This is a genomic window from Lapillicoccus sp., from assembly GCF_046595215.1.
In the GTDB taxonomy this organism is placed as follows: domain Bacteria; phylum Actinomycetota; class Actinomycetes; order Actinomycetales; family Dermatophilaceae; genus Lapillicoccus.
In genome coordinates this window covers 12,578-37,340 of record NZ_JBKJPP010000041.1, presented here as the reverse complement: position 1 = coordinate 37,340, position 24,763 = coordinate 12,578, and the positions used below count along the sequence as shown (strand labels likewise).

Here is a 24,763-nt window from a genome sequence, read left to right as displayed (position 1 = left end):
CTCACGAGCCCTCGACCAAGAGGGGGATCTCGAGTGCGTGGGCACAGCCCATGACGTCCGGACCGGGATCGCCATGACGGAGTCCCTGGAGCCGGACCTGGTGGTGATGGACGTGCGACTCGGCGACGGCGACGGGGTCGCGGCCACATCGGCGCTGACCGACCGGTTCCCGCATCTGCGCGTTGTGGTGCTGACCGCCTTCGTCGACAACGCCCTCCTGCGCAGGGCGGCCGCCGCCGGCGCCTGCGCGCTCCTACCCAAGAACGGGGACCTGACCGAGACGCTGCAGGCCCTGCGCACCGCCCGGCGCGGGGAGTTTGCGGTCCATCCCCGCCTGCTGAAGAACCTCGTGCGGGCGGACGCTCCAACGACGGACCCGGGGCTCACCCAGCGTGAGCTGGAGGTCTTGCGGATGCTCGCCGCCGGTCTCGAGCTCGGGGCCATCTCGCGCGAGCTCGGGATTTCGCTCAACACCACCCGAGGGTATGCCAAGAACGTCTTCTCCAAGCTGGGGGCGCACTCACAGCTCGAGGCGGTCGTCCTCGCCGTGCGGCGGGGGCTCATCCATGTGGGCGCGACGGGCTAGGCACCCGACGGGCAACGACCAGCGGGCCACCCCCTCGGTCGTCCGGCGTGCCCTGCGCCGGTTCATCGTCGGGAGCGTGCTCGCACTCCTGCTCGTCGGGCTCGCCAGCGTCGTGGTCGCCAAGAACCTGGCCGAAGACGCGGCTTTGCATGAAGCGTTGCTGCGAGGCTCCGCTTTCGCCGACGGGGTGGCCGGGCCCCTGGTCAACGAGGGCGTCCGCGCCGGAGAGGTCAAGCAGATCGCCGTTCTGGACTACGTCATGCGCAGCCGGCTACGCGACGGGTCGATCACGCACATCAACGTGTTGGGCAGGGACGGCACCGTGATGTGGTCAGACGTGCCGCAGGTCGTGGGCAAGACCTTCCCCCTCGATCCCGGTGTCCCCGAGCTGTTCGCGACCGGCGGAGTGGTCGGCGGGGTGTCCACCTTCGTCAGGTCCGAGATCGCGGAGGAGACCGGCGAGGGCCGCCTGCTAGAGATCTACGCCGGCTCGCTCGACGCGGACGCCGTCCCGGTCGTGGTCGCGACCTACTGGTCCCTCGACCGGGCCGACGACGCGGAGCGGGCCCTGCTGGGCGCGCTCGTGCCGCTCGCGCTCGGCTCGCTGATCCTCTTCCAGCTCGCTGTCCTGCCCCTGGCGATGTCGCTCGCTCGCCGGGTCGACCGCGGGCTGGCCGAACGGGGGGTCATGGTGCAGCACGCCCTCTCGGCCTCGGAGCTGGAACGCCACCGCATCGCGGAGCAGCTGCACGACGGGGTGATCCAGGACCTGGCCGGCATCGGTTTCGCCCTCCCCACCGTCGCCGCGTCGCTCACACCCGGGGCAGACAGGGCGCGACAGGTGCTCGACCAGACGAGCGCCCTCGTGCGACGGGACGTCGAGGCCCTGAGGTCGATGTTGACCGAGCTCTATCCGGCATCCCTGGCCGAGGGCGAGCTGGCGAGCGCCGTCCAGGACATGGTGGACCGTGCGGAGCTGTCCGGCGTGACGATGTCGGCCCAGGTGTCGAGCGTCCCCGAGGAGTCGCTCACCGTCATCAGGCTGGCCTACCGTATCGTCCGGGAGGGGATCCACAACGTCGTGAAGCATGCCGGTGCCGCGAATGCCCTTGTCACGGCTGGGCGCGACGGGTCGGTCTACGTCGTGACCGTCACCGACGACGGGAAGGGAATCGGACCGGGTGACGCACCCACGGGCCACGTCGGGCTCAGGTTGCTCGGCGACACGTTGCGTGACATCGGCGGCTCGTTGACGGTGATCAACGCCTCCGTCGGAGGGACCGTCCTCACGGCCCGGTTTCCCGTCAACCTGACCGACCCTGAGACGGTCGGGCACAATCGGGGCGGCCAAGGTTTTCGCAAGGTCGGCCGATCACAGTGAGGACCAGGGCACTCCGGACACCCCTGTCCAGCCCGGGAGGTAGGTCGTCGTGATCCGTGTCCTGGTGGCAGACGACCACCCCCTCGTCAGACTCAGCCTTGAGGCGGTCCTCGACGACCACGCGGACCTGGTCCACTGCGGATCGGCCGACAGGGGCGACACGGCCGTGGCGCTCGCCCGCGAGACCGACGCCGACGTGGTGCTCATGGACCTGTCCATGCCCGGGCTCGACGGCATCAGCGCCACCCGTCAGATCCTCGAATCGCGCCCCACGACGCGGGTCCTGATGCTGACCTGGCACACCGAAGCCGACCTGGTGAGCCAAGCGCTCGACGCAGGAGTGACGGCATACCTCATCAAGGACGTCGAGACGTCCGAGCTCCTGGCGGCGATCCGGAACACCACCGCGGACAGCCAGGTGGACAGCCGGATCGCCTGACTCCGCGCGGTCCGGCCACCCAGAGGTAGGCGGGTTGCGCCGACGCGCGACCCGTTCTGACGGGCGAGGTCTCCTCCCCGAAGGGCATACCGGCCGCCTGGGGCCCACCCGGACGCGTGGAAGCCGTGACGCGCGGACTCCCGCTCAGGGCGTTGCGGGTGAGGGGACGGCCGTCGTCGAGTCGCCGTGCGGGTGGTCCTCGCTGTCGTCGTGCGGCTGGTCCGTGGCGCCGGAGTCGGACGGTACGCCCTCGAGCTGGACCGGTGGACCCTCGATCTGGACCAGGGGGATCTGCGGACTGTCCGGACCCGTCCCCAGGGCGATCTGGGCAGCCGAGCGGGGGAGAACGTAGGCCACGGAGCCTTCGAGGCTGCCGCCCGCGCTCAACCGGCCCCGGGTGAGGGATCCACCGACGGGCGGCTCGCCGACGGCCGAGCCGGACCTGTAGACGAGGAGGCGGCTCGGGTCGTAGTCGGTGGCCGACCCGTCCGCCGAGACCGTCACCGAGACCCTCACCAGGGTCTCGTCGTCCTTGACGAGCCCCGGGATCCCGTGAGACATGCCCGAGAGGTCGGCGTTGCTGAGGCCGCTGACCTGCTCCGTCTGGATCACGGTGAACGTGGCGTCGCCGACATGCAGCGTGGTCTGCGGGGCGGAGGCGTGCGAGGCGACAACCCTCCACCCGCCGAGGGCTGCGGCAAGCAGCTCCACGCCGATGAGGGCAACAACCAGCCGGTTCGCGCGATGGCGGGTCCGTCGGAGAGACATGCGTGCAGCCTCGCGCCTCCACCTTGAGAAATCCTTGTGACGAAGACCTCGGGCTCAATCTCCTGTGTAAACCAGAGGCCCAAGGAATTCTCAAGGGCCCGGTCCGATTGTGGATTCCACGACAGATGGGTCCCGGAGCAGCTTTCGGCCCGGGCTCCTGCCTGTCGGCAATGTCGGATCCGGTGCAGCCGCGGTGACCGCACCGCACTGCCCGTAGCGACAACCACCTACCGGTGGAACGGGCCCCGACCGTTCTGCCCGCGCATCGCCCCGGAAGTCCTCCCCAGACTTCCGGGGCGATGCGCCGCCAAGAGCGCGTGGGATCGGAGCCCGGGGCTTGCCCGTGATGGAGGGTGGATGAGTCGGTCGATACGCCGGGTCCTGTGCTCAGGGGCCGTTGCCGGCCTCCGAGTGACGGTCATCCATCTTGCCCGGCCATTGCTGACCGGATCCAGCGCCCTACCCGCATGCTCGGGCGGGCCGCCCTCGAACGCATGCTGTCTGAGCTTGCTCCAGGTGGGGTTTACCGAGCCGCCCCAGTCACCTGGGGCGCTGGTGGTCTCTTACACCACCGTTTCACCCTTACCCCGGGCACCTGCCGACCGAGGCCGACGGATACACGGGGCGGTCTGTTCTCTGTGGCACTGTCCCGCGGATCACTCCGGGTGGCTGTTGGCCACCACCTTGCCCTGTGGAGCCCGGACGTTCCTCGGCAGCTGAGCCGAAGCTCACCTGACGCGACCGCCTGACCGACTCATCCGCTACCCAGCCTAGGGCCTGCATGCGTATGCCGTTGACGAGCCTCGGGCGCCCCTGGTCACCTCCGCCCCGGGGCCCGAGAGCAGGCACACGGAAGACGGCACACAGCACACGGAACGGCACAGTCGACGCCCTTCGACCTGGGGCCGTGCCCGGCGTGACCTCCTGGTGGGCGATCCAGCCCGCCGACACCTCCATTCAGGCCTGGGCGGCGATCGAGGCTCTCGGGGGCGAGTACGCCGCTGGCAACCCGGGCCTGACCATCGCCCAGGCCCGCACCGACGCCATGATGAACCTCATCCTCGGACAGGCAACCATCACGACCACCGTCGACCTGGTCATCCCCGCCCCCTGCGGCGCAGGAAGACAGGACGTCGTAGACCTGAGCGACACCCCAAAGAGCCTCGGTGACACCCCAGATAGCCCCGGCGACACGGCGCTGAGAACGGGCGGCACAGCGCTGAGCCCGGGCGACAGGGCGCGGGACGAGGTCCTGACCCACGCCCGCCAGGCCGCAGGACAGCCCGACCACGTCGCCACCCTCCGCCGGGCCTCGGGTGTTCCCCTGAGGCGAGACCACCATCGAGAACCCTGCATCCCTCTGCACCAGCCACCACGGCTTCACGCACCATGCCGGCTGGCGGCTGTCGCTCACCCTCGACGGCGTCTGCACCTGGAGCTCACCGCTGGACCGCCCGTACACCACCCACCCGCAGGACCACCGCGACCTCGCTGCCTGACCCGTCATCCCCCGAAGGCCAGGCGTGGAGTCGCGAGTGCTGGGAAGGGCACTCGACCTCAGACGACCTCAAGCTCGACCCGGCCAGTGGCGACGTCAGCCGCCCTGACCCGCACCCGGATCTCGGCTCCGAGCGCGGCCACGCCAGTGGCCTTGGCAACGATGGCCGGGTCCATGAGCTGGACCGTGACCGCGCCGGCCTTGTCGTTGAGGTCGACGACGGAGGCCGGGAACGTCTCGCCGACGTGCGACTGCATGACAGCCGCCTCGACGGCGTCGGTGCACGCCCGTTCGACGGCGCTGGCCTTCTTGTCCCCCGCCTGCATGAGGTCAGGCAGGGAAGGCAACGCCTCGCGGACCCACACCGGGACCTCTTGACCCGTGGAGACCGCCTCGCAGACGACGAGACCAAAGCGGTCGACGAGCCGCCGAAGCGGAGCCGTGACGTGAGCATAAGGAGCCGCGACGGCGGCGTGCAGTGGCTGGGTCGGCGCCGCGCCCTCGAAGGGGGTGTATCCCGCGCCGCGGAAAAGCCCCGTCGCCTCGTGGATCAGTGCCAGGTGTTTCGGGTTGTCGCGCTCGAGCCGTCGGAGGAACTCGCCGTAGGCCTCACCCTGGGGCCACTCGATGCCGAGCGACCTGGCCTGACGTCGGAACCGCGAGACGGAGTGCTCGTCCGGCGGCGGCATCGTCCGCAGGATCCCGACCCGGGCCCTGATCATCATCTCGGCCGCGGCCATCCCCGTCAGGAGCGAGATCTGGGCATTCCAGTCCTCGACCGCGAGCAGCGGGCGGAACCCCAGGATGAACCGTCCCTCCGCGTCCCTGGTGACCTCCTGCTCCGGCATGGGCAGGCTGGCCCCCCCGCGACGGCGCTCGAGCTCGATCCGCTTCAGCCCCACCTCCTTGAGCAGCAGCAGACGCTCGTCGCCCGTCCCGCCGTCGATCTCGCGCTGGACACCTTCGTAGTCGAGGCGGTCGAGGCTCCTCACCTGCGCGCGGTAGACCGTGGCTGCCGTGCCCTCTCCGTCGCCCGCGAGCCGCAGGTCCCAGACGAAGGCCGGTCGCACCTGACCCGCGAGCAGGCTGGCGGCGTCCTCGCTCAAAGTGGGTGGGTGCAGTGGCGAACGCTGGTCGGGGGCATAGATCGTGGCCACCCGCTTTCGCGCCTCCGTGTCGACGGCCCCCCCGGGCGCGACGAAGGCCGGGACGTCGGCGATGGCGTAACGCACCCGGTAGCCGTCACCGTCGCGCTCGATGTGCAGCGCCTGGTCGAGGTCCATCGACCCGGGCGGGTCGATGGTGAGGAACGGCACGGGCGTCTCGTCCCGCTCGGGCAGCACGACTTCGGCCGCCGCCGCGACCGCTTCGGCGAGGACCTCTGGCGGGAACTCCCGCGGCACGTCGAGCTCAGCCCGGATCGCGTCGAACCGTGCAGCCAAGGCGTCGCCGGCAACCACCGGGCGATCACTCGACCGCTCGGTCGGCGGCGCAGGAGGGACCGGGGTGGACGGGCTGTAGCGGATCACGTGCTGGGCCATGTTCGCCACCCTATGCACCAGTAGTCCGCAAACGCCGGCCGCGGCCCCGGCAACCGCCGACGTCTCCTAGGCTGCCCCCGTGCTCATCCTCCTGCCGCCCTCGGAGGGAAAGACCGTGGCGACCCGCGGCCGCCCTCTCGACCTCGGCCGGCTGAGCTTCCCCGAGCTGTCGCAGACCCGGGCGGCGGTGGCGCAGGCGGTTGCCGACGTCAGCCTCCTCGGCGACGCGGCCACCCGCCTGGGGGTCTCCCCCAACCTCACCGCCGAGATCGCCCGCAACACCAGACTGCTGACGGCCCCGACCGCGGCGGCCGGCCGGGTCTACTCGGGTGTCCTCTACGAGGCCCTCGACGTCGCATCCCTGGACCCCGCCGCCCGCCGCCGCGCCAACCGCTGGCTGCTCGTCGTCTCGGCACTCTTCGGCGCGGTGCGCATGGGAGACCACATCCCGGCGTACCGGCTGTCGATGGCGGTCAACCTCCCGCCCCTTGGCCCACTCGCCTCCGCCTGGCGCGGACCGTTGGCGGCGGTGTTGCCCGGCGCCGCCGGCCGCGGCGTCATCGTCGACTGCCGCAGCAGCACGTATGCCGGGGCCTGGGTCCCGCAGGGCCCGCTGGCCCAGCGGTGGGTCCAGATCCGCGTCCCCGGGGCGACCCACCTGGCCAAGTACACCCGCGGCCTCGTCGCCCGGCACCTCTGCCGGGTGGGTGCCGAGGTGCGCACACCCAGTGCGCTGGCCGACGTCGTCGGCCTGCGCTTCGACGTGGAGCTCTCTGCCCCGACCCGGACGGGAGCACCGTGGATCCTCGACGCCACCGCGAGGTGACGCGATGACCGCCGCCGAGCTCGTCGACCTCGCGGCCCGCGTCGGACCCGTCCTCGCCTTCCTCGTCGCGATCACCATCGTCGCCGAGATTGCCGACCTCGCAGGCGTGTTCGACGTCGCCGCCCACTGGGCCGCCCGCGCCGGACGACGCCGGGTGTGGGCGCTGTGGCTGCTCGTCGTCGCCCTCGCCTGCGCGAGCACCATCGTCCTCAGCCTCGACACGACCGCCGTGCTGCTGACTCCCGTCGCGATCACGGTCGCGCGCCAGGTGGGCGTGCCTCCGCTGCCCTTCGCGATGGCCACGCTGTGGCTCGCGAACACCGCGTCGATGCTGCTGCCCGTCTCGAACCTCACCAACCTCCTTGCCCTGCACCACATGCATCTCCTCGGCGTGGGCCAGTCGGGATATCTCCGACTTGCCTGGGCGCCTGCCATCGCCGCCATTCTCGCCACCGTGGTGCTGCTCGCCGTGCGGCACCGGCGGTCGCTGAGCGGGCGCTACGAGCTGGAGGCCGCACCCGAGCCGCACGACAGGGTCCTGCTGGCCATCGCCGCCCTGTGTTGCGTCGCCCTCGGGCCCGCATTCGTCTCCGGCATCGTGCCCGCAGTCCCGTCGGCGGTCGCTGCGGCCGTCCTCGTCGTCACCGTGCTGGTGCGCGACCGGTCGCTCCTGCACCGGGTCTCGGTGCCGTGGCGGATGGTCATCGGTGTCAGCGTCCTGTTCGTCGTCGTGGACCTCGCCCTGAGCCACGGCCTGCGCGAGGCTCTGGCCTCGCTCGTGGGCACCGGCACGGGAGCGGCGGCCCTGCTCCGGGTGGGTGCGGTCGGCGCCGTGGCAGCGAACGCCGTCAACAACCTGCCGGCCTACCTCGCTCTCGAGTCGGTCACGTCCGACGCCCCGGTCCGCCTCGTCGCCCTGCTCGTGGGCGTCAACGTCGGCCCGCTCGTCACCGTCTGGGCGTCACTCGCAACCCTGTTGTGGCGTCAGCGGTGCCGGTCGGCGGACCTTACGGTGTCCACGGCATACCTCGCCCGGGAGGGAGCGCTCTGCGCCCTGGTCGCCGTCGGCGCGGCACTGGGAGCGCTGGTCCTCGTCACCTGAGCGCCCTCAAAGCAGGGCGTCGAGCCCGGCCGTCACGTCGTCGATGAGGTCCCGCACGTCCTCGAGGCCGACCGAGATCCGCACCGTGCCGTCGGTGATGCCGACCGCCGCGCGGGCCTGCGGACTCAGCCTGCGGTGGGTCGTCGTCGCGGGGTGCGTGACCATCGACTTGGCGTCCCCGAGGTTGTTGGAGATGTCGATGACCTCGAAGGCGTTCATGACCGCGAACGCCTCCGCCTTGCCGCCGTCGACGAAGAACGTCACGACCGTCCCGCCACCGCCCATCTGGGCCCTGGCGAGCTCGTGCTGCGGGTGGCTCTCGAGCCAGGGGTAGATCACCCGCGTCACGGCCGGGTGCGCCTCGAGCGCCGTCGCGAACGCGAGCGCGTTGGCGGCCTGCCGCTCGACGCGCAACGACAACGTCTCGAGGCCCTTGACGAGCGTCCACGCGTTGAAGGGCGACATCGACGGGCCGGTGTGCCGCATGAGGTTCTTGACGGGGCCGTCGATGAACTCCTTGGGCCCGAGCACCGCACCACCGAGCACCCGACCCTGCCCGTCGATGTGCTTGGTGGCCGAGTAGATGATGATGTCGGCCCCGTGCTGCAGCGGCTTGGAGAAGACCGGCGTCCCGAAGACGTTGTCCACCACCACCGTCGCCCCCGCGGCGTGCGCGAGATCGGAGACCGCGCGGATGTCCACGATCTCCTGCATCGGGTTGCTCGGCGTCTCGAAGAACACCGCCGTTGTCGGCTCGCTCAGCGCCTTGCGCCACTGCTCGAGGTCGGTGCCGTCGACGAGGACCGTCTCGACACCCCATCGCGGCAGGATCTCGTCGACGACGACCAGACAGGATCCGAACAACGCCCGTGAGCTGACCAGCCGGTCGCCCTGGCCGAGCAGCGCGCCCAGCGCGACGAAGACCGCAGCCATCCCCGACGCGGTGGCGAAGCACCCCTCGGCGCCCTCGAGCAGGCGCAGGCGCTCCTCGAACATCGACACCGTCGGGTTGCCGTAGCGCGAGTAGATGAACTTGTCGATCTCGTCCTTGAACGCCGCCTCGGCCTGCTCGGCGCAGTCGTAGACGAAGCCGGACGTGAGGTAGAGCGCCTCGGACGTCTCGTCGAAGTTGCTCCGTGCCAGTCCCCCACGCACGGCGAGGGTATCGGGCCGCAGCGCACGCCGGGTCGGCTCGTCCGCGGCGCTCATCCCTGCCGCCAGGGCAGCCCGTCGGCCTTCCAGCCGGCCACGGCGCGGTGGCCGTGCTCGTCGTGCGGACCCTCGAACCCGTCGGAGACGTTGTATGCCGGGCCGAGACCCTGCGCCGTCACGAGCTCCGCGGCGGCAGCCGACCGCACGCCTGACCGGCAGAGGAAGTAGACCGGCCGACCCTCGGTGAGCCCCGCCTCCACGAGCCGGTCGAGGAAGCCGTGGTTGCGCGCACCGTCCGGGAACGACTGCCACTCGAGGGTCAGCACCTGCCGGCCGAGGCCGGTCAGGTCGGGCAGGCCGACATACGTCCACTCGGCCCTCGTCCGCACGTCGACGAGCAGTGCCGAGGGGTCGTCCCGGAGCGCGGCATACGTCTGCTGGGGGGTGACGTCTCCCGCGTAGGTCATGGTGTCGAGCATTACACAGCCTCCGTCAGCGCAGGTGGTCGGTCCGGTTGGTGAAGGGCACTGACGCGTTCCCGTCCGGCCAGAGGTCGAGCGCGGTCACCGAGGCCGGGTCGGTCGACAGCGTCCAGAACGAGCGCGGCGGGAGTCCCAGCACCTGGGCGAGCACCACCAGGATCGGCTTGCGGCTCGTCACGACGACGACGGTGCCGCCGGGGGCCACCGCCCGATCCCAGGCTGTCAGGACCCGCTCCTGCACGACGGCGAGCGACTCACCCCCTGGACGCGCGTAGTCGTGGTCCTCACGCAGCCGGCGCAGCTCGTCGGGCACCGTCTCGTGCAGGTGGGCGACGGACTGTCCGTCCCAGTCGCCGAAACCCTGCTCGTCCCAGCCGCCGTCGCGCCCGGCGCCGACGCCGAGGGCCGCCGCGACCGCGTCCCCCGTCTGGGCGGCCCGGGCGAGTGAGGAGGTGACGACCCGGCACGGACCCTCGTCGACGTGGCCGAGGTGGGCGACGAGACCGTGGACGGCTTGCCCGACGGCCTGCGCCTGGCGCCGCCCGTCGGCGTTGAGGTGGGGGTCGCACCCACCCCGCCCGTCCACCCGGCCGGCAGCGGTGAGATCGGTGACACCGTGGCGCACCAGCAGCACGCGGGTCGCGCCGGTGAGTGTCGCCGCCTCCGTCCCCGTCCTCGCCGCCGTCGCCGTCCCCGCCACTGGGCCCGGGGTCGAGGAGGTCATCAGGGTCCGAAGAGGCCGGACTCGGCCGTGCGGACGAGGATGCGCACACACTCCTCGCAGCGGATGACCTCGTCGGCCGGCGCCGCGGTGATCCGGTTCATCTCGTGCGGGTTGAGCTCCAGCCCGCAGCCGCCACAGCGACGCTTCTTCAGCTCGGCCGCCCCGGTGCCCCCACTGCTCCTGCGCACCTTCTCGTACAGTGTGACCAGGTCCTCGCCCACTCCGGGCAGGATGCCGCTCCGGCGCCCGACGACCTGCTCGGCCTCGGCGTCGAGCTGTCCGAGCGCGGCGTCGCGGGTGGCGGCGAGCTCGTCGATCTGGGCCGTCAGCTCGGCCCGGGCCTTCTCGAGCCGGACCGCGTCGAGCTCGAGCGCCTCGGCACGCTCCATCACCTCGAGCTCGAGGTCCTCGAGCTCACCCTGGCGCCGGGCGAGGGAGGCGACCTCGTGCTGCAGAGCCTGCAGGTCCTTGGCCGTCCCCGTGCCGGCGTCGAGCCGGGCCTGGTCGCGCGCGGCCCGACCACGCACGAGCTGCACGTCGGCCTCCGCCTTGTCCACCTCGCGCTGGACGTCGGACAGGGCGGTGCGGGCATTGACCACCTCCGTGTCGAGGAGCCGCGCCCGGTCCCCGAGGCCGGCGAGCTCCCTGAGCTGGGGCAGGGTGGCCCGGGCGTGCGCGATCTGGTCCAGCCGGGTGTCGACCGCCTGCAGGTCGAGCAGTCGCAGCTGGCGGGTCGGGTCGGCTCTCAGGACATACCTCCGGCAGCGTTGGCACCGAGGACGAAGGTCCACGGCTCGGTGCGCAGTATTGAGATGAAGGTGTCCAACCTAGTCGACCCCGGGGCGTGCGCCGCACCAGCGAGCGCGCGGGCCAGCTCCCGCTCCAGGCTGGCGAGCCAACAGAACTCGCTGGCCCAGTGACCGGCGTCGACGACGAACGGCCGCCCCCCGCGGGTCTGCTCGCGCTCCTCTAGCACGGGGTGGTGTCTCAGGTCCGCGGTCACGAAGACGTCCGCGCCCGCCGCCCGGACGGCCTCGAACCGGTCGTCCCCGGAGCCCCCGACGACCGCGACCCGGGCCACCTCCTCCGCCGGACCACCACTGACCCGGATGCCGCCCACGGTCGGGGGCAGCGCCCCGGCCAGCCGTTGGGCGAAGGCTCGCAGGCTCATCGGCGAGGGCAGGTCGCCGACGCGCCCCACGGCATACGGGCCCTCACCAAGGGGTCCGACCGCCTGCAGCCCACAGGCAGCGGCGAGGGCGTCGCACACTCCCGGCATGGCGAGGTCGGCGTTGGTGTGGGCGCAGTAGATGGCGAGACCACCGAGGATGGCCCGCGTGACCGTCTCGCCCTTGGCGCTCGTCGTCGCGACGCTGGTGACGCCGCGCAGCAGCAGGGGGTGGTGGGTGACGAGCAGGTCGGCCCCCGCGGCGATCGCCTCCTGGACGACCGCGAGGGTGGGATCGACCGCGAGGTGCACGAGCCTGACCGGCTGGGCGAGGTCACCGGTGACGAGACCGACCCGGTCCCACTCCATCGCGGTCCCCGGCGGGTAGAGGCCCTCGAGGGCCTCTACCACGACGGCGAGGGTGAGCGCCGGGTCGCAGAGCGTCACGGCCGGGTCCTCAGCTGAGGTGGTGGGGCTGGACTTGCGACTTGTGGCCCTCGTCGGAACCCACAGGGTTGCCCCCACCCCCCGATTGCGGAACGTGGCCCGACGGCTCCTCGAGCCGCACGATGACCGACTTCGACGTCGGGCAGTTGCTCCCGATTGCCGTGGAGTCCAACGGGACCAACGGGTTCGTCTCCGGGTAGTAGGCCGCGGCGCAACCCCGTGGAGTGTCGTAGCTGACGATGCGGAAGCTCGGGGCCATCCGCTCGGTCCCGTCCGTCCACTCGCTGACCAGGTCGACGACCTTGCCGTCACTCAGCCCCAGCGCGGTGATGTCGTCCGGGTGCACGAAGACGACCCGGCGACCGTTGGAGATGCCCCGATAGCGGTCGTCGAGCCCGTAGATCGTCGTGTTGAACTGGTCGTGGCTGCGCATGGTCTGCAGCAGCAGCCGGCCCTGCGGGACGTGCAGCACGTCCATCGGGCTGACCGTGAAGACGGCCGCCTTCTGCGGCGTCTCGAACTCGCGGGAGTCCCGCGGCGGGTGGGGCAGGACGAACCCGCCCGGGCGCTCGACCTTCTCGGCGAAGGCCTCGCAGCCGGGGACGACGTGGGAGATCGCGTGCCGGATCTCGGTGTAGTCGGCCCGGAACGCGGCCCACGGGATGTCGCCGACGTCGGGAACCGTCGCCTGGGCGATCGAGCAGATGATGTCGACCTCGGAGCGCAGGTGCTCGCTGGCGGGGGTCAGCGGGCCCTTGGACGCGTGCACCGAGGACATCGAGTCCTCGACCGTGACGCGCTGCACCGTGCCACCGGTGCGGTCCTTCTCGCTGCGCCCGAGGACCGGCAGGATGAGGGCCGTCTCGCCGCAGACCACGTGGGAGCGGTTGAGCTTGGTCGAGACCTGGATGGTCAGCGTCGTCGAGCGCATCGCCTTCTCGGTGACCACCGTGTCGGGCACGGCCGAGACGAAGTTGCCGCCCATGCCCATGAACACCGTGGCCTTGCCGTCCCGCATGGCGCGGATCGAGTCGACGGTGTCGAGCCCGTGCGGGCGCGGCGGGTCGAAGTGGAACTCCTTCTGCAGGGCGTCGAGGAAGTGGTCCGGGACCTTCTCCCAGATGCCCATCGTCCGGTCGCCCTGGACGTTGGAGTGACCGCGAACCGGGCACAGACCCGCGCCCGGCTTGCCGATGTTGCCCTGGGCGAAGGCGACGTTGGCGATCTCCTTGATCGTGGCCACGGAGTTGCGGTGCTGGGTGATCCCCATCGCCCAGCAGGTCACGGTGGCCCTGGACTGCGCGAACATGTCGGCAGCCGCCTCGATCTGCTCACGGGTCAGGCCGGTCGCGACCCGCACGGCGTCCCAGTCGAGGTCACGCAGACCCTCGACCCACGCGGCGAACCCGGTCGTGTGCCGCCCGATGAAGTCGAGGTCGAAGACCGAGCCGGGACGTCCGGCCGCCGCAGCGGCCGCCTCCTTCTCGATGAGCAGCGACCCGATGGCCTGGAACAGCGCGAGGTCGCCGTTGACCTTGACCGGGAGGTGCAGGTCGGCGAGGCCGGTGCCCACCCCGGACAGGCCACGGGGGGTCTGCGGATTCTTGAACCTCAGCAGTCCGGCCTCGGGGAGTGGGTTGATGGCGAGGATCTTCGCCCCGTTCTGCTTGGCGAGCTCCAGGGCCGTGAGCATCCGGGGGTGGTTCGTGCCGGGGTTCTGCCCGGCGATGACGATGAGCTCGGCGTCGTGGATGTCGTCGAGGCTGACGCTGCCCTTGCCGATTCCGATCGTCTCGGCCAGGGCCACCGACGTGGACTCGTGGCACATGTTCGAGCAGTCGGGCAGGTTGTTCGTCCCGAAGGCACGCGCCAGGAGCTGGTAGGTGAACGCCGCCTCGTTGGAGGTCTTGCCCGAGGTGTAGAAGATCGCCTGGTCCGGGCTGTCGAGCCCCTTCAGCGTGGACGAGATCACGCCGATCGCGTCCTCCCACGAGATCGGCGTGTAGTGGGTCGCGCCGGCCCGACGCACCATGGGGTGGGTGATCCGGCCCTGCTTGCCCAGCCAGTAGTCGGTGCGCTCCTCGAGCTGCGCGAGGCTGTTGTGGGCAAAGAACTCGGGGCCCAGCATCACCTGGGTGGCCTCCTCGGAGACCGCCTTGGCGCCGTTCTCGCAGAACTCCGCGGTGTGGCGGTGGGCCGGGTCGGGGTCGGGCCACGCGCATCCCTGGCAGTCGAAGCCGTCGGTCTGGTTGAGCTTGACCAGGGTCTGGGCCGTGCGCGCCACGCCCATCGACTCGATGGCGTGCTTCATCGAGATGGCGACCGCGGGCAGCCCTGCGGCGGAGTGCTGGGCAGGATGCACCTCCAGCTCCGACTCGTCGATGTCCTGCGTCGGCGCCTGCTTCGTCAACCACGTCATTGTCTGACCTCTGTCATTGTCTGACCTCTCAAGTTCGCTGCATCCACCCGTTCGGCGACCACCGTACCCAGTGAACCCCCACCTCATTCGGGGGCCTCCCGAAGCATGCACCTCTTGCCATCCGGGGTGGCGTGTGATTTCCTGACACCTGCAAGAAGCCGGCTCAAACCGCGTGGCTGGGTACCCCTTCCGAGGAGATGTGCCTTGTCGATCCCTGTCAGCCGGTCTGTGCCCGCCGAGATGTCGGCCCGAGAGACCCGCACGCAAGAACTGTTGTGTCTGGCCGGTCTCGCTCCCGACTCCGCGCAGTCCGAGACCCTGAGGGCCGAGGCGGTCCTCATCAACCGCGGACTGGCACTGTCCTTGTCGCGGCAGTACCACGGGCGGGGCATCGACGACGATGACCTCGACCAGGTCGCCATGCTCGGACTCTGCAAGGCCGTCAAGGGCTACCGGGCCCGTCCCGACAAGACCTTCGCGGGGTATGCCGTGCCGACGATCCGCGGCGAGCTCAAGCGCCACTTCCGCGACTGCGGATGGCTCGTGCGGCCGACGCGGTCGGTGCAGGAGCTCGGTCAGTCGATCCGGGCCACCGTTCCTGAGCTGACCCAGGAGCTGGGCCGGCAGCCCACCCTGGGCGACCTCGCCGAGCAGCTGTCCGTGACCCGGGGTGCGATCGCCGAGGCCCGCCTTGCCGACGGCAGTTTCAGGGGCGCATCGCTGGATGCGCCGGTGGTGGGGTCGAGCACGCCGCTCGGGGACACCCTCACCGACGCCACGGACGACTTCGCGGCAGTCGACTCCGCACTCTCGCTCCGGCCGGCCATCGCCCGGCTCTCCAGTCGGGAGCAGATGATCCTGCAGCTGCGTTTCGTCGAGGGCCTGACCCAGGAGCAGATCGGTGCGTCCATCGGCGTGAGCCAGATGCAGGTCTCGCGCCTGATCACCGGCATCATCAGCAGGCTGCGTCGTTGCCTCATGGCCGAGGATCACGCCGCCTGACCCGGGGGCCGTCCGGGGCCGCCGCCCACCGGACGGCATACTCGTCGGCGCTGCCCATGGCCGTGGCGCGACAGGTGAGGATCGCCCCGGGGCGCTGTCCCCGGGTGACGGTGGCTCTCATGGCCGCGGCGGGCAGGGGTGGGCCGCTCAGGACGAGCTCCCACTCCTCGGGGCGGACCTGCCGCACCGACAGCACCTCGAGGTCTCCCGGCCGCGCCGGACCCCAGCGCGTCACGGCGTCCACCACCGCGGCCTGGACCATCGGCCGGTGCGTGCTCATGCCCCGCAGGTGGGTCGGGTCGACGCGTCCCCGAAGGTGACCTTCGACGAGAGCGACGGCATCCACCGCCTCGACCTGGCCGTAGGTCGTCCCGTCCGGGACCATGAGCACGTTGGCGGCGAAGCGGTCCCCGCCGAGGTGGGAGCACTGCCAGGTCTGGTCCGGCCACCGCCGAGAGAGGGCGGCGGCGACGGGCCGACCCCGTACGGCGCAGCACGTGTCGTGTCGGGCATGGACGCACACGAGCACCAGCGGACCCTGGTGGCCCTCCGGGACCACCGGGGCCCCGACCGCCTCACCGGCTCGCGACAGGTCCGTCACGTCATCCCAGTGACCCCACCGGATCCCCTGGTGGTGGTCCACGACGGCCCACGCCCGGGGCCCGGCTCGGGCGACGAACCACGGACGTCGCACGAGGAGGATGCGGGCCCCCGACGCGGCCGCCGCAGCAGACAGCTGCGCCCCGACCGGTCCGTCGAGGGGCCGGCTCCGCAGTGCGACCTCACTCCACGGTCCCGGGTGCTCGATGAGGAGCCATCGCGTGGCGGGTGCCGCCGACCCGGCGAGCGGGTCGCCGCGCTCGCGGGCCGTCGTGGAGCACCAGGGCCCGGCCGGGATGTGCTGGGGCGGCCGGCCCGGCTGGGTGAGCGAGGTCATCCGGGCACCACGACTCCGGCCAGGAGAAGGCGACGGGCCAAGGGGGCGCCGAGCTCGACCACGCGCGCGCCGCCCTGTTGCAGCAGGCGTTCGACCGGCGCCACCTCCGACTCGTCGAGATCGAGCATGCCTGCCCTGCTGCGCACTGACGCCGTGCGGCCGTCCCCGGGCACGAGGCGGGCGGCCAGGTGCGGCCGGACAGTGAGGCGGGCCCCCTCCTGCAGGGTGTCGGCGGCGTGAGCCTGGGCGAGGACACCGACGGGAGCGGCCCGTTGGGACGTCATCGCGGCTGCCCCCATCAGCTGCGCGAGCTCTCCGGCGCCCATCTGGGCGATGGCGGACGCGAGCGACTCCCGGACGACGTCGACGTGCGGGGTGAGGGCGACGACGTCGGTGAGGTCGAGGCCCATGGGGAGGGACGCCCGCAGCGCCTCATCCACGCTCGCCTGCCGCAGGGCCGACGCGACCATGGCGTCGGCAAGGTGTCGGCGCGTCCAGGTGTGCACGCCGAAGGTCACGTGGGTGCTCACCATGCCGAGCGCGGTGGCCGCGTGCAGGTAGCCGCGAGGCAGGTAGAGGCAGTCGCCCGGCCGCAGGGTCACGTCGAGCAGGGGCGGCCGGAGTGCGGCCGCCTCGACGTCCGCCCGTCGCTCACCCCACGGCTCGTCCCGGAGCGGCGAGCGGCGCACCGGCGGGCGAACGGACCAGCGTTTCTCGCCCTCTATCTGGACGACGAAGACGTCGTGCACGTCGTAGTGGTCGCTGAATCCGGTGTTCTGCGCCGGAGTGACGTAGGCGTTGGCCTGCACGGGGTGGCCAAGCTCTGCCGCAAGCTGTTGGCTGAAGGCGATGAGGGGGGCCCAGGACCGGTGCAGGCCCTGGAGGACCATCGTTGCGCCGTCGGCAAAGAGGTGCAGGAGCTTGTCGTCACTGACCTGGTCGGCGACCGCGGCCCCGACGCCGCCCCCCTGGGTAAAGGCTCGGTCCGCAAGGGTGACGCCCCCTTTGGCGACCCGCAGGAACGGGGCGCGCAGGGCCCGTTGGGAGATCAGCTCATCGACGGCGTCGTGGTCGAGCAGGTCGGAGAACGGCAGGGGCAACGCAGCCGCCCGGGACAGCAGCGGCAGCTCGCCCCAGTGTGTCCGGGCGAAGTCGTCCGCGGCGGCGCCCACCAGCCGGGACAGGGCCGGGTGCACGCTCTCGCGAGCGGGCACCCGGGGCGAGCTGGGAGCCGTCACCTACCTACCGCTGACCGCGCCGCCGTCGGCACCACCGTCGGCACCACCGTCGGCGCCGCCGTCCTGGCCGCCGGAGTTCGCGCCGCCGTCAGCCGGGCCTTCACTGCCGGAGTCACCGGCTCCACCGTCAGCGCCGCCGTCGGCACCACCGTCAGCGCCGCCGTCCTGGGCGCCGGCATTCGCGCCACCGTCACCAGTGCCCTCGCCGGCCTGCTTCGGCTCGGGGGCCTCGAGGTCGGAGGCGCTCATCGGATCCATCGGAGTCTCGCTCATGGCATTTCCCTCTCAGGTGTCTCGACGACACCTCGTGATGCCGCAACAGCAGTGCTACCCACCTGCAGACCGGCGTAATCGCGACGGTTTCAGGTCTGGTTGCCACCCGCGAAGAGGGCGACCATGGCCGTGGTGAATGCGGGCAGGTCGTCCGGGTTGCGGCTGGTGACGAGACCTCCGTCAAGGACGACCTCCTCGTCCTTCCAGGAACCACCGGCATTCTCGATGTCGGTCCTCAGGCTCGGCCACGAGGTCAGGGTGCGCCCGGCGACCACACCCGACTCGATCAGGGTCCACGGGGCATGGCAGATCGCCGCCACCGGCTTCTCAGCGTCGAAGAACCCCTTGACGAACGCGACGGCGTCCTGATCAAGGCGCAGGGCGTCCGGGTTGGCGACCCCACCGGGCAGCACGAGGGCGTCGTCGTCCTGCACGCTGGTCCCGGCGAACGTCTGGTCGACGGGGAACTGGTCCCCCTTGTCGAGATGGTTGAACGCCTGCACGGTGCCCGACTCGCTCGAGACCAGCACCGGCGTGCCGCCCGCCTGCACAACGGCCTCCCACGGCTCGGTCAGCTCCACCTGCTCGATGCCCTCCTTCGACACGGCGAAGGCGATCGTCTTTCCTGTCAACTGCTTTCCCGTCAGCTGCGTGGTGGCCACGTCGATCTCCTCAGGTCCCAGGTGGCTGCGATGCCGGTGACCCGGGTGCACCCGCCGGCTGTGCACCGGCGCCGGCTCACCTACCCCGTCCGGGTGCGGGCATTCGTGGCCGGACCCCGCCGCCGCCACCGTCCACCGGCGTAGCAGCCAATACCAGCCCTACGTGCATATCGGCTGGGAAACGGGGCACACAAGGATCACGGACCGTCGGAGATCCGGATGTCAGGCGGACCGAGCCTCGGCGAGCTTCAAACCACGTGGCCGCCGGGGCGCATTCTCGGGCCGCGCAGGTGCCGTCTGCTGCAGCACCGAACCCGCCACAGCCGATGCCGCTCAGCGGCCGCCCGGCGAATGGCCGGCGACATGGTCGGCCCGCCCGAACTGTCGCTCCTGACCCAGGACGATCTCTTCCGCCACGACGGCGAGCTTGAGGTTGAGCTGCTGGGACGTGGCCTTGAGGATCTCGAAGGCCCGCTCCTGCGACACGTGGTGCGCCGCCATGAGCAGCCCGACCGCCTTGCCGATCTCGCGGTTGGACTCCAGCCCCCGACGCAGCTGCAGCGCCTCGCCGCGCGCGCCGGCGGTCATCACGGCGACGGAGGCGAACGACGCCATCACCGCGCCGGCGTCGGCAGAGGCCTCGGTCAGGGCATCGGCGTGATCCGAGAAGATGTTCAGCGCACCGACCTTGGCCTCGTCGACGAGCAGGCGGTAGCCGATCATCCCGCGCACGGGGGTGGTCCGCAGCAGTCGCTCGGCCAGGCGCGGCCACGGCGAACCGTCCTCGATGTTCGGGTCGAACTGGAAGGCCTCATCCGTGATGGCGTCGAGGCAGGGGCCCTCGCCGAGGTCGCGCTCGGCCTGGTCCACGGCATACGCGATCTCGTCCGTGGCCGCGACCGTGATGAACCTGCCGTGACGCTCGAGCATGAGGCAGGCCCGGTCACACCCGGGGATCAGCTGGGTCGCCGAGTTGACGAGCGCCTGGTAGACGGTGTCCGCGTCATCGGAGGCGTAGATGGTGTCCGCCATCTCGGCAAAGACCGCCTTAAGCTCCTGCATGTCCAACTCCTCGATCCCACGATCATGGCCCCTGACACACAGAGACTAGACGCACCGCCCGAAGGTGAGGTGTCCGGCGTCGCAGCCAGGGGCGCTCTCGCAGGTGTCGGCCGGGGCAGGGCGAAGTTCCCCGACGGGTGAGGTGTGGACGCGGTCTGCTCGGGGCAGGAAGGGTGCATGGCAACGCTGGCACCCCCAGTCCCGGATCCCGAGTCGGCCCCCGACGTGGTCCTCGAGGACTCGATCGTCGCCATGGTGGCCCACCCGGACTATCCGTGCCTCGGGGCGCGGTCGGTCTTCCGCCGCGACAACGCGACGGTGCGGATGTATGGGGACCTGGGTGGCCCGTCCAGCACACAGAGGCTCCTGCAGGACCTGGGCGACTTCGCCGCCTCCATGGACCGCGACGGCGGCTTCGCCTCGTTCATCGCGGTCTTCCGTGGCCCGCAGATCCGCGACGAGCTGCACTTCGAGCAGCTGCTGTGGTCGCAGCTGCGGCGGCTCCACGAGGGCGACGAGGTGCCATGGGACGGCGAGGTGTCGGCCGACCCGACCGACGAGCACTTCGCCTTCAGCGTGGCCGGGACCGCGTTCTTCATCGTGGGTCTGCACCCGCAGGCCTCGCGGGATGCCCGCCGGGCCGCGACTCCCACCCTCGTGTTCAACGTGCACCGCCAGTTCGAGGAGCTGCGCGAGTCGGGGCAGTTCCCCCGGATGCGGGACCGGATCCGCGAACGAGACGCCTCCCTGCAGGGCAGCATCAACCCGATGGTCTCCGACCACGGGAAGAGCTCAGAGGCGCGTCAGTACTCCGGCCGTCAGGTCGCCCCGTCCTGGCAGGCCCCCTTCGAGGCAGAGGACCACGGATGAGGCGGCTCGCGCCCCAGACGGGCACCGGGTTCCTGCTCAGCGCCGGGCAGACCCTCACCGTCGTGGACCCGACCGGCGGGCAGGTCAGCGACTTCTTCGCCTTCGCTGCGGACGACCACGGCGAGTGGCTCTCCAACGGGCGCACGATCGACTACGGCAACCGGGTGTTCTTCACCACCGGCGACGTGCTCTGGAGCAACCGCAGCCGGCCGATGGCGACCATCGTCGAGGACACCTGCGGACGACACGACTTCCTGCTCACGCCGTGCAGCCAGCAGACCTTCGACCTGCTCTACCCGGAACTCGGCGGCGCCCCGCACCCCAGCTGCTTCGAGAACCTGTGCCTAGGCCTGCAGCAGTTCGGGGTCTCCCCCGACCAGGTCTCCACGACCCTGAACATCTTCATGAACGTCTGGACCGACCCGTGCGGCGTACTGCACATCGACCCCCCCACGTCGGTGGCTGGCGACCGCCTCGTCCTGCGCGCGGAGATGGACCTGCACGTGGGGCTGACGGCGTGCTCCGCGCAGAAGTCCAACGGCGGCGTCTGCAAGCCGATCGACTATCTGGTCGGGCCTGCCTGACGCCGCCTGCGGGTGGCTACGCGTCCGAGAGGTCCACGGTCGCCGACTCGCGGGAGTCCGGGGTGTGACCGGTGACCCGCGCCTTGAGCATGGAGGCGATCGTCAGGACCCGGCCGGGACTGTCCAGTGTTGCGCGGAGTCACCACTGACCTTGATGACCACGATGCTGGGGTCGTCCTTGCCGTCGGGGAACCAGGCCTCCGTGAAGTTCTTCCTTCTTGGCAGCGTCCTGCGCGACGGTCGCCCTGCCCGCGATCGAGAGCCACGAGCTGCTCCCGGCATAGCTGACGTTGACCTGCGGTCGCGCCCGGATGTCGGCCACCGTCTCGGAACGCGAGCTCGCGATGAACCACGCGTCCCCGTGGTCGTCCGCCTCCTGCGTGGTCATGGGGTGGGCCTTCAGCCGCCCGTCGTCGCCGGAGGTCACGAGCATGCAGGTGCGCTCGGACGTCATGATCTCCCGGATCGTGTCCAGCTGGTCGTCGTCCGACTCGGTATCTCCTTCGGGGTCCGGGCCGGCTGATCCGACCCTGCGTGCACCTGCTACCCCCTTAGACCGGCTTCAAGGGTCAGGACGCGTATGCCGTGCCGGCGCGACAACCGCACGCTGCGCGACCTCTTGGACGGGACGAGGCGCCCGGCCCCGCGGCGGTCAGGTCGAGACGGCGGAGGCGAGGTTGGCCAACGAGTCCTCGAGCTGCTGCTCGGAGACGAGCGGGAAGTGGATCTTCTGGAGCAGCTCCTTGTCGGTGACGGCGCTCCAGTCGTAGGTCAGGGCGACCTCGGTGGAGTCGCCGCCCCGGGCCGTGAGCTCCCACACCCACTCCCACCCGGGTGGTTCCGTGCCGGCAGGGGCCGTCTTCCACGCCAGGAGCCGGTTCTTGTCATAGCCCACGACATGGTTCTCGGTCTGGTAGTCACCCCCCATGTGCTCGCCCGTCATGTTCATGGTGAAGACCTGGCCCACGGCGGTGATCCGGTCGGTCCGGTCGTCGGACACCACGAAGCCAGAACCGTCCAGCTCGGGGTGACGTGCGGGCAGGGTCAGGACGTCGAAGATCTCGGACGCGGAGTGGTCGATGGTGCGGGACACGGTGATCATGCTGTTGTCAGCCATCCCTCGATCCTCGTCCGACGTGTCCGCAAGCGCAACCGTCTGTACTCGCGGTGCCTGCGCTGCCTCGACGGCGCTGGCCTACACCACCCGGCCATCAGGATGACTTCGGCGATGATCCGGCCACCGACCTGGCCCCGACCGCAACCGCCGCCGAGCTCGGCCTCCTTGAGCACGGAGAACCACTGCGGCGTCGAGGCCCTTGGCGACGGGCTGGCTGGTCAAGCAGCCTGGGCTGGTCCTGATGTTGCTGACGCCCGAGTTCGCGTCGTCCGCAGACGAGCTGGGGAAACCTTGGGGAGGGGAGCGCAGACCACTCCCCCGGCAGCCTCCCGGGGCCTGCGATGTGACGCGTGGGCCCGGCCGGGTTCGAACCGACGACAGCCGCGGTGTAAACGCGGTGCTCTACCAGCTGAGCTACAGGCCCCTACCCCGCCGGGCAGGCCCACACCCGAGCAGGGCGGAGCAGGCGGGGCAGGCAGCAGTGTGCCAGACGTCACCCGCCCTCGAGAGGACCAACCCGCGCGTCAGCCACGCAGCTGCGCGAGCGCCTCGCGGTAGCCGGAGAAGTCGCGGACCTCGCCCACCCCGTTGACGAGCGTCCAGCGCACGCAGCCGTCCTTGTCGATCAGGAAGGTGCCGCGGATGGCGAACCCTTTGTCCTCGGAGAAGACGCCATAGGCCCTGGCGACCTCGCCGTGCGGCCAGAAGTCGCTGAGCAGCGGGAAGAAATGCCCCTCGGCGTCGGCCCAGGCCCGCAGGGAGTACATCGCGTCGCAGGAGATCGCCAGGACCTGGATGTCGTCGCCCTCGAAGTCCTCGAGTCCGTCACGGATCTCGCGCAGCTCACCGGTGCAGATCCCCGAGAACGCGAAGGGGTAGAACACGAGGACGACGTGCTTCGTGCCCGCGAAGTCGGACAGCGACACGCTCTCGCCGTGCTGGTTGGTCAGGCTGAACGGGGCTGCGGGGTCGCCGACGGCGAGCGGCGTCGTGGGGCTGGTCATGGCGCACAGTGTGCCAGCCCGGGCCCGCGCGGGAGCGGCGGTCAGCGCCGCTGGGACTTGGGGGAGACCAGTCGGGTCGTCGCCCAGTCGGAGGAGACGTTCACCGTGCCGGCCGTGTGCAGCCCGGCGGTCACCGCGGACTCCTCGACGTCGCTTGCCTGGACGTGCCCGGGCCGGCCCGACTTCGGCGAGCACAGCACGAGGAACCCCCCCTCGGCCAAGGTCGTCAACCCGTCGACGAGCGTGTCGACGAGGTCGTCGTCGTCGTCCCGGAACCAGATGAGCACGGCATCGGCGACGTCGCCGTAGTCCTCGTCCACCAGCTCGGTCGTCGTGATGTCCTCGATGGCGAACCTGAGGCCGTCATCCGCGTCGGTGTCGTAACCGAGCTCCTGGACCACCTGACCCTTGCCGAATCCCAGCTTCGTCAGCGCCGAACCCAAAGAGGCCGCTTCCGCGGTCGCTGCCACCTGTCGATCCCTCCGTCATTTCCCTGCCACCGGGCGGACGCTCCGGCTGCAGCACCACGCTAGTGGACGCCGGAGCGATGACACACATTTCCCAGACATACAGTGGAGCAATGGGACGCGTGACACAACGGACCCCGGCACTACGGATCGATCTCGGCGACCCCTCGGCTCCGGTGCTGACCCGCCGGCCCGACACGGTGGCCGTCGAGGAACCGATGGAGATCCGGGTCGCCGGCCAGGCCCTCACGGTGACGATGCGCACCCCGGGGGACGACTTCGACCTCACCATCGGCTTCCTCCACGGCGAGGGGCTGATCCGCGCTGCCTCCGACGTGCGGCAGCTGATGCACTGTCTCGACGAGGACGAGTCGGGCTCCCCCACCTACAACGTCGTCGACGTCACGCTCGCCGAGGGGGTGGCGCAGCCGACCGCCCGCGACGCCCGCCGCTTCGTCACGACCAGCGCCTGCGGCGTGTGCGGCACGGCGAGCATCGACGCCCTGCGCCGCACGAGCCGGTATGCCGTGCACGAGGACGACACGGTCGTCGACCCGGCGCTGCTGGTCACCCTCCCCGATCGCCTGCGCGAGCGCCAGAAGGTGTTCGACCGCACCGGGGGCATCCACGCGGCCGGCCTCTTCACGGCCGACGGCGAGCTGCTCGTGGCCCGGGAGGACGTGGGGCGGCACAACGCCGTCGACAAGGTCATCGGCTGGGCCGCCCGTGAGGGACGCCTTCCCCTGAGCGGCCACGTCCTCGTGGTGACCAGCCGGGCCAGCTTCGAGCTGACCCAGAAGGCCCTGATGGCCGGTATCCCCGTCCTGGCCGCCGTCTCGGCCCCGTCCTCGCTGGCGATCCAGCTCGCCCAGGAGGTGGACCTGACCCTCGTCGGTTTCGTCCGCCCCCCACGGATGACCGTCTACAGCGGCGGCCGGCGGGCCGGCATACCCGACTGAGCCGCCCCGGGTGTGACGTGGGCCCCGTCCGGGGTGGAGGATGGGAGTGACCCGT

At 70.9% G+C, this 24,763-nt stretch carries 25 protein-coding genes, 1 tRNA gene, 1 other RNA gene and 1 pseudogene; 9 read left to right on the top strand and 19 right to left on the bottom strand.

Features of this window, described 5'->3' with window-relative positions; translation table 11 throughout:
• The 3 genes from ACLL9L_RS04100 to ACLL9L_RS04090 all read left to right on the top strand — a co-directional run.
• On the top strand, nucleotides 1-586 hold a 586-nt coding region (locus ACLL9L_RS04100; protein ID WP_411283375.1), incomplete at its 5' end, for a response regulator transcription factor.
• Nucleotides 587-662: 76 nt separating this feature from the next.
• On the top strand, nucleotides 663-1,967 hold the full coding sequence (locus tag ACLL9L_RS04095) for a sensor histidine kinase (protein WP_411283374.1): 1,305 nt from the start codon (nucleotides 663-665) through the stop codon (nucleotides 1,965-1,967).
• Between the two features lie 49 nt (nucleotides 1,968-2,016).
• A complete protein-coding gene (locus ACLL9L_RS04090; protein ID WP_411283373.1) occupies nucleotides 2,017-2,406 on the top strand; it encodes a response regulator transcription factor in 390 nt (129 codons plus the stop codon).
• Nucleotides 2,407-2,550: 144 nt separating this feature from the next.
• Here the strand turns inward: ACLL9L_RS04090 and ACLL9L_RS04085 are convergent, their stop codons facing one another.
• From ACLL9L_RS04085 to ACLL9L_RS04075, 3 genes are all read right to left on the bottom strand, one after another.
• The gene (locus ACLL9L_RS04085) at nucleotides 2,551-3,174 is read right to left on the bottom strand and encodes a hypothetical protein (RefSeq protein WP_411283372.1); all 624 of its coding nucleotides are present in this window, start codon (nucleotides 3,172-3,174) and stop codon (nucleotides 2,551-2,553) included.
• Nucleotides 3,175-3,528: 354 nt separating this feature from the next.
• Nucleotides 3,529-3,931, bottom strand: an RNA gene (gene rnpB, locus ACLL9L_RS04080) — RNase P RNA component class A.
• An 800-nt stretch (nucleotides 3,932-4,731) separates the two neighbouring features.
• The gene (locus ACLL9L_RS04075) at nucleotides 4,732-6,213 is read right to left on the bottom strand and encodes an RNB domain-containing ribonuclease (RefSeq protein WP_411283371.1); all 1,482 of its coding nucleotides are present in this window, start codon (nucleotides 6,211-6,213) and stop codon (nucleotides 4,732-4,734) included.
• 79 nt (nucleotides 6,214-6,292) lie between these two features.
• Here ACLL9L_RS04075 and ACLL9L_RS04070 point away from each other — a divergent pair, with 79 nt between their 5' ends.
• Both ACLL9L_RS04070 and ACLL9L_RS04065 read left to right on the top strand, forming a co-directional pair.
• Nucleotides 6,293-7,039: a YaaA family protein gene (locus ACLL9L_RS04070; RefSeq protein WP_411283370.1), complete on the top strand. Its 747-nt coding sequence runs from the start codon at nucleotides 6,293-6,295 to the stop codon at nucleotides 7,037-7,039.
• A gap of 4 nt (nucleotides 7,040-7,043) precedes the next feature.
• Nucleotides 7,044-8,141 carry an SLC13 family permease gene (locus ACLL9L_RS04065; RefSeq protein ID WP_411283369.1) on the top strand — a complete coding sequence of 366 codons (1,098 nt, stop codon included), beginning with the start codon at nucleotides 7,044-7,046 and terminating at the stop codon, nucleotides 8,139-8,141.
• A gap of 6 nt (nucleotides 8,142-8,147) precedes the next feature.
• On the opposite strand, the gene ACLL9L_RS04060 is transcribed toward ACLL9L_RS04065, so the two are convergent.
• The 6 genes from ACLL9L_RS04060 to ACLL9L_RS04035 are packed head-to-tail and all read right to left on the bottom strand — an operon-like array spanning nucleotide 8,148 to nucleotide 14,533.
• Nucleotides 8,148-9,350 (bottom strand): O-succinylhomoserine sulfhydrylase, encoded by a 1,203-nt coding sequence (locus ACLL9L_RS04060; RefSeq protein ID WP_411283368.1) that lies wholly within the window; start codon nucleotides 9,348-9,350, stop codon nucleotides 8,148-8,150.
• Complete coding sequence (locus tag ACLL9L_RS04055; protein WP_411283367.1) at nucleotides 9,347-9,772, bottom strand: rhodanese-like domain-containing protein; 426 nt, start codon at nucleotides 9,770-9,772, stop codon at nucleotides 9,347-9,349. Before ACLL9L_RS04055 ends, ACLL9L_RS04060 begins: the two co-directional genes overlap by 4 nt.
• A gap of 13 nt (nucleotides 9,773-9,785) precedes the next feature.
• Entirely contained in the window at nucleotides 9,786-10,499 is a 714-nt protein-coding gene (locus ACLL9L_RS04050) for a histidine phosphatase family protein (RefSeq protein WP_411283366.1), read from the bottom strand.
• Nucleotides 10,499-11,290 carry a zinc ribbon domain-containing protein gene (locus ACLL9L_RS04045; RefSeq protein WP_411283365.1) on the bottom strand — a complete coding sequence of 264 codons (792 nt, stop codon included), beginning with the start codon at nucleotides 11,288-11,290 and terminating at the stop codon, nucleotides 10,499-10,501. Before ACLL9L_RS04045 ends, ACLL9L_RS04050 begins: the two co-directional genes overlap by 1 nt.
• Nucleotides 11,245-12,114 carry a Nif3-like dinuclear metal center hexameric protein gene (locus ACLL9L_RS04040; RefSeq protein ID WP_411283364.1) on the bottom strand — a complete coding sequence of 290 codons (870 nt, stop codon included), beginning with the start codon at nucleotides 12,112-12,114 and terminating at the stop codon, nucleotides 11,245-11,247. The genes ACLL9L_RS04045 and ACLL9L_RS04040 overlap by 46 nt, the downstream gene beginning before the upstream one ends.
• Before the next feature lie 10 nt (nucleotides 12,115-12,124).
• Entirely contained in the window at nucleotides 12,125-14,533 is a 2,409-nt protein-coding gene (locus ACLL9L_RS04035) for an FdhF/YdeP family oxidoreductase (RefSeq protein ID WP_411283363.1), read from the bottom strand.
• Nucleotides 14,534-14,737: 204 nt separating this feature from the next.
• Here ACLL9L_RS04035 and ACLL9L_RS04030 point away from each other — a divergent pair, with 204 nt between their 5' ends.
• Complete coding sequence (locus ACLL9L_RS04030) at nucleotides 14,738-15,535, top strand: sigma-70 family RNA polymerase sigma factor (RefSeq protein WP_411283362.1); 798 nt, start codon at nucleotides 14,738-14,740, stop codon at nucleotides 15,533-15,535.
• Here the strand turns inward: ACLL9L_RS04030 and ACLL9L_RS04025 are convergent.
• From ACLL9L_RS04025 to ACLL9L_RS04005, 5 genes are all read right to left on the bottom strand, one after another.
• A complete protein-coding gene (locus ACLL9L_RS04025; protein WP_411283361.1) occupies nucleotides 15,510-16,472 on the bottom strand; it encodes a sucrase ferredoxin in 963 nt (320 codons plus the stop codon). The genes ACLL9L_RS04030 and ACLL9L_RS04025 overlap by 26 nt on opposite strands.
• Complete coding sequence (locus ACLL9L_RS04020; protein ID WP_411283360.1) at nucleotides 16,469-17,710, bottom strand: cupin domain-containing protein; 1,242 nt, start codon at nucleotides 17,708-17,710, stop codon at nucleotides 16,469-16,471. The genes ACLL9L_RS04025 and ACLL9L_RS04020 overlap by 4 nt, the downstream gene beginning before the upstream one ends.
• On the bottom strand, nucleotides 17,711-17,983 hold the full coding sequence (locus tag ACLL9L_RS04015; RefSeq protein ID WP_411283359.1) for a hypothetical protein: 273 nt from the start codon (nucleotides 17,981-17,983) through the stop codon (nucleotides 17,711-17,713).
• Nucleotides 17,984-18,072: 89 nt separating this feature from the next.
• Nucleotides 18,073-18,630, bottom strand: a complete 558-nt coding sequence (locus ACLL9L_RS04010; RefSeq protein WP_411283376.1) for a type 1 glutamine amidotransferase domain-containing protein — start codon at nucleotides 18,628-18,630, stop codon at nucleotides 18,073-18,075.
• Nucleotides 18,631-18,978: 348 nt separating this feature from the next.
• On the bottom strand, nucleotides 18,979-19,707 hold the full coding sequence (locus ACLL9L_RS04005) for a GAF and ANTAR domain-containing protein (RefSeq protein WP_411283358.1): 729 nt from the start codon (nucleotides 19,705-19,707) through the stop codon (nucleotides 18,979-18,981).
• Between the two features lie 177 nt (nucleotides 19,708-19,884).
• On the opposite strand from ACLL9L_RS04005, the gene gntA reads away from it, so the two are divergent.
• Together gntA and ACLL9L_RS03995 are read left to right on the top strand one after the other, a co-directional pair.
• A complete protein-coding gene (gene gntA / locus ACLL9L_RS04000; RefSeq protein WP_411283357.1) occupies nucleotides 19,885-20,577 on the top strand; it encodes a guanitoxin biosynthesis heme-dependent pre-guanitoxin N-hydroxylase GntA in 693 nt (230 codons plus the stop codon).
• On the top strand, nucleotides 20,574-21,161 hold the full coding sequence (locus ACLL9L_RS03995) for a DUF1989 domain-containing protein (protein ID WP_411283356.1): 588 nt from the start codon (nucleotides 20,574-20,576) through the stop codon (nucleotides 21,159-21,161). Before gntA ends, ACLL9L_RS03995 begins: the two co-directional genes overlap by 4 nt.
• A 102-nt stretch (nucleotides 21,162-21,263) precedes the next feature.
• On the opposite strand, the pseudogene ACLL9L_RS03990 reads toward ACLL9L_RS03995, so the two are convergent.
• The 5 genes and pseudogenes from ACLL9L_RS03990 to ACLL9L_RS03970 form a co-directional block, all read right to left on the bottom strand.
• A pseudogene (locus tag ACLL9L_RS03990) lies at nucleotides 21,264-21,627 on the bottom strand (pyridoxamine 5'-phosphate oxidase family protein).
• A gap of 186 nt (nucleotides 21,628-21,813) precedes the next feature.
• Nucleotides 21,814-22,278: an SRPBCC family protein gene (locus ACLL9L_RS03985; protein WP_411283355.1), complete on the bottom strand. Its 465-nt coding sequence runs from the start codon at nucleotides 22,276-22,278 to the stop codon at nucleotides 21,814-21,816.
• A gap of 351 nt (nucleotides 22,279-22,629) precedes the next feature.
• Nucleotides 22,630-22,702: transfer RNA gene (locus tag ACLL9L_RS03980), tRNA-Val, on the bottom strand.
• Nucleotides 22,703-22,802: 100 nt separating this feature from the next.
• A complete protein-coding gene (locus tag ACLL9L_RS03975) occupies nucleotides 22,803-23,282 on the bottom strand; it encodes a peroxiredoxin (protein ID WP_411283354.1) in 480 nt (159 codons plus the stop codon).
• Between the two features lie 41 nt (nucleotides 23,283-23,323).
• Entirely contained in the window at nucleotides 23,324-23,752 is a 429-nt protein-coding gene (locus ACLL9L_RS03970; RefSeq protein WP_411283353.1) for a DUF3052 domain-containing protein, read from the bottom strand.
• Between the two features lie 110 nt (nucleotides 23,753-23,862).
• Here ACLL9L_RS03970 and fdhD point away from each other — a divergent pair, with 110 nt between their 5' ends.
• Nucleotides 23,863-24,708, top strand: coding sequence for a formate dehydrogenase accessory sulfurtransferase FdhD (gene fdhD, locus ACLL9L_RS03965; protein WP_411283352.1), 846 nt, complete (start codon nucleotides 23,863-23,865; stop codon nucleotides 24,706-24,708).
• The last annotated feature ends 55 nt before the right edge of the window (nucleotides 24,709-24,763 follow it).

Bases quoted from the DNA above. Each gene is read 5' to 3' on its own strand.
- ACLL9L_RS04085 (WP_411283372.1), bottom strand. From the start codon at position 3,174: ATGTCTCTCCGACGGACCCGCCATCGCGCGAACCGGCTGGTTGTTGCC.
- ACLL9L_RS04075 (WP_411283371.1), bottom strand. From the start codon at position 6,213: ATGGCCCAGCACGTGATCCGCTACAGCCCGTCCACCCCGGTCCCTCCT.
- ACLL9L_RS04065 (WP_411283369.1), top strand. From the start codon at position 7,044: ATGACCGCCGCCGAGCTCGTCGACCTCGCGGCCCGCGTCGGACCCGTC.
- ACLL9L_RS04060 (WP_411283368.1), bottom strand. From the start codon at position 9,350: ATGAGCGCCGCGGACGAGCCGACCCGGCGTGCGCTGCGGCCCGATACC.
- ACLL9L_RS04055 (WP_411283367.1), bottom strand. From the start codon at position 9,772: ATGCTCGACACCATGACCTACGCGGGAGACGTCACCCCCCAGCAGACG.
- ACLL9L_RS04050 (WP_411283366.1), bottom strand. From the start codon at position 10,499: ATGACCTCCTCGACCCCGGGCCCAGTGGCGGGGACGGCGACGGCGGCG.
- ACLL9L_RS04035 (WP_411283363.1), bottom strand. From the start codon at position 14,533: ATGACGTGGTTGACGAAGCAGGCGCCGACGCAGGACATCGACGAGTCG.
- ACLL9L_RS04025 (WP_411283361.1), bottom strand. From the start codon at position 16,472: ATGACCTCGCTCACCCAGCCGGGCCGGCCGCCCCAGCACATCCCGGCC.
- ACLL9L_RS04015 (WP_411283359.1), bottom strand. From the start codon at position 17,983: ATGAGCGAGACTCCGATGGATCCGATGAGCGCCTCCGACCTCGAGGCC.
- ACLL9L_RS04005 (WP_411283358.1), bottom strand. From the start codon at position 19,707: ATGCAGGAGCTTAAGGCGGTCTTTGCCGAGATGGCGGACACCATCTAC.
- gntA (WP_411283357.1), top strand. From the start codon at position 19,885: ATGGCAACGCTGGCACCCCCAGTCCCGGATCCCGAGTCGGCCCCCGAC.
- ACLL9L_RS03995 (WP_411283356.1), top strand. From the start codon at position 20,574: ATGAGGCGGCTCGCGCCCCAGACGGGCACCGGGTTCCTGCTCAGCGCC.
- ACLL9L_RS03985 (WP_411283355.1), bottom strand. From the start codon at position 22,278: ATGGCTGACAACAGCATGATCACCGTGTCCCGCACCATCGACCACTCC.
- ACLL9L_RS03975 (WP_411283354.1), bottom strand. From the start codon at position 23,282: ATGACCAGCCCCACGACGCCGCTCGCCGTCGGCGACCCCGCAGCCCCG.
- fdhD (WP_411283352.1), top strand. From the start codon at position 23,863: ATGGGACGCGTGACACAACGGACCCCGGCACTACGGATCGATCTCGGC.